Raw genomic sequence first — 2,211 nt, 5'->3', positions numbered from 1 at the left:
AGACGCCCTTTCGGTGTCAGATCGGCATTAGCGTGAACCACGAAGACCTCCGGTCTCGATGCGAGTTGTCAGATACCCACATCGTTCCGGAGGTCTTCGCTACTTCACACGTTCACAACGTCCCGGGTCGTTACAGCTAGGGCTCACTTGTGGCCTGCTCGCGCCCAGCTTTCAGGGTGCGGCGCGGGGACCCGCGCGAGGGGCGCTACGACAATCGCGTGATCAGAGAACGCTGATCGCGCTCGCGCGCCACCGGCGGTCAAGGCCTTCGAGCCGGATGGCGACCGCGCGAGCGCGCGCGCGGCTCGTCACAATCACGACGGCTTCTATGACCCCGTCGCGAGGCTCCGTGAGCCGGGGAGCACCCACCGAGAATGTCGGACGCACAACCGGTGCGCCGCGCGCGGCACGCGCACGAGCACTGATCGCGGCACGCGCAAGCAGCGTCCGGTACACATCGTCGGTAACCCAGCGAGCTATCTGCTCAAGGTCGCGCGCCCCCGCCAAGATTTCGATCACACACCGCGTGAGGTTCTCAACGAGGGGGCGGGGGTCGGGCAAGTCGGCCGTTGACGTCGGTTGAAAGTCAAAAAACTCTTCGTGGGCGATGCGGGCGCGCGACCCTCGGCCGCTCGGGGCTTGGAGTGCGCGCGTCGCCACGGTGGAACCGAGGCTCACCTCATCGGTAATTGCGGCAGATACGGCGAAGTGGGTGGCGGTCACGATCGGCTCCTTCTCCCCTGAGGCAGACGTGGTGGTCGTTCGCCTTCCCCCGGGGCGGTAGACCGATGAGTACACCCCAATTGGGGTGGCACTACTCAACCAAAACATTCCTCAGTCGTAAAGAGGAATCCTCGAACTGTGGAGAACTTCTTCGTGAGCGTCGGGGGCTCTCGCTACCGTCTCGGCATGCGCTGGGAAAGCCTCTTCGATGACCTCGCCGGTCAACTCGAGCATGAGTTGGAATCGGAGCGGGTCGATCTGCATCACGAGGAAGAGAGGCTCCGTGTTGGCAGGCTCCCGTTGAGGGAACGCCTCGTGGCTCTTCGGAGTTCGTCTGACCCGATGGCTCTGCGGATCCGGTGCCGACTGCGTTCTGGAGACACGATTGCTCTTCGGGTACTCACGGTCGGTCGCGACTGGGTCGCCGGAGACCTTGACGACTCTCTTCGTCGTGAGCAAGGCATCATTCCGTTCTCGGCCATTGATGCACTTCTCGTGACCCCCACGCACGCGATTGAATCGCTTGCTCCCGCGGTCGAGCGGTCTGAGCTAGCGGCGCGCCTGGGCATGGGCTTCTTGCTCCGCGACCTGTGTCGGCGTCGCGCGACGATCACCGTGCGAACCGCATCTGCCGAGACGTCGGGAACAATCGATCGCGTCGGCCGTGACCATTTCGACCTCGCCGAACACGATCGTGACGTCGCCCGTCGGGCCAATGACGTGCATCAGATTCGTATCGTTCCCATCGACAACGTGCTGCTTGTCTCGCTCTCGTGACTTAGGGCATGCGGCCCGTCGACAGCCGCCGCCGCTCGAGTCATGCGGCGCGTCGACAGCCCGCTGTCGCGCGAGGCGAGAACGTCTAGGCGCCGCGTGAGCTTCGGCGCCGCTCACCGAAGAGATCGGCGACGTCGGCAAGCTGCGCCTCATGCCAGAGGCCCATGCGACGACTCTCGTCGTACTTGTCGGCGATAAACGACTCGAGCACGGCGGGGTCGATGCGCCATTGGCCGATGCTCCCGAGGTGAATCGCCGGCAGCTCGCCCGCGCGAACAAGAGACAAGACCTCCGTCGCAGTGACGTTGAGCACGTCGGCCACGTCGGCGACGGTGAGAAACCTGCCGAGAGGAAGTCCAGCCGAATCGGTCATGGCTCGATTATCCGCCCCGATGTCGGCTCCTACCTTGCGTGTGGATAACTGGTTCGCCGTTCAGCGATGAATCGTCAAGATCGGACGCGCTCGAGTGCCCAGAGTCCAGGAGGTTCAATGACCACGGCCCTACCCTCTTCAGCCCCCTCTCGGCCCCGTCGCGCCGTGGACGCCCGACTGTTCGTCGGCCTCGTGTTGGTAGCGACATCAATCGCCGCCGTCGTGGGGATCGTCACGGCGACGGACTCCGGAGAGGATGTGCTCGTCGCACCACGGCTCCTCACCCCGGGAGACCTTGTCACGATTGACGACCTCGAGGTCCGTCGGGTGTCGCTGGG

Annotated in this window: 3 protein-coding genes; 1 reads left to right on the top strand and 2 read right to left on the bottom strand. The window is 64.3% G+C overall.

All coding sequences use genetic code 11. From position 1 onward, the window contains the following. Nucleotides 1–222: 222 nt before the first annotated feature. Nucleotides 223–723, bottom strand: a complete 501-nt coding sequence (locus SFU54_RS00240) for an Rv3235 family protein (RefSeq protein WP_319014320.1) — start codon at nt 721–723, stop codon at nt 223–225. A 342-nt stretch (nt 724–1,065) separates the two neighbouring features. On the opposite strand from SFU54_RS00240, the gene SFU54_RS00235 reads away from it, so the two are divergent. Next, complete coding sequence (locus tag SFU54_RS00235) at nt 1,066–1,500, top strand: hypothetical protein (protein ID WP_319014319.1); 435 nt, start codon at nt 1,066–1,068, stop codon at nt 1,498–1,500. A gap of 85 nt (nt 1,501–1,585) precedes the next feature. Here SFU54_RS00235 and SFU54_RS00230 read toward each other — a convergent pair whose 3' ends face one another. Continuing rightward, nucleotides 1,586–1,873: a helix-turn-helix domain-containing protein gene (locus SFU54_RS00230; protein ID WP_319014318.1), complete on the bottom strand. Its 288-nt coding sequence runs from the start codon at nt 1,871–1,873 to the stop codon at nt 1,586–1,588. Nucleotides 1,874–2,211: the final 338 nt, after the last annotated feature.

Source organism: Microcella sp. (genome assembly GCF_033763155.1).
Taxonomy (GTDB): domain Bacteria; phylum Actinomycetota; class Actinomycetes; order Actinomycetales; family Microbacteriaceae; genus Microcella.
This window is presented reverse-complemented; position numbering and strand designations above follow the sequence as displayed.

Bases quoted from the DNA above. Each gene is read 5' to 3' on its own strand.
- SFU54_RS00235 (WP_319014319.1), top strand. From the start codon at position 1,066: ATGGCTCTGCGGATCCGGTGCCGACTGCGTTCTGGAGACACGATTGCT.
- SFU54_RS00230 (WP_319014318.1), bottom strand. From the start codon at position 1,873: ATGACCGATTCGGCTGGACTTCCTCTCGGCAGGTTTCTCACCGTCGCC.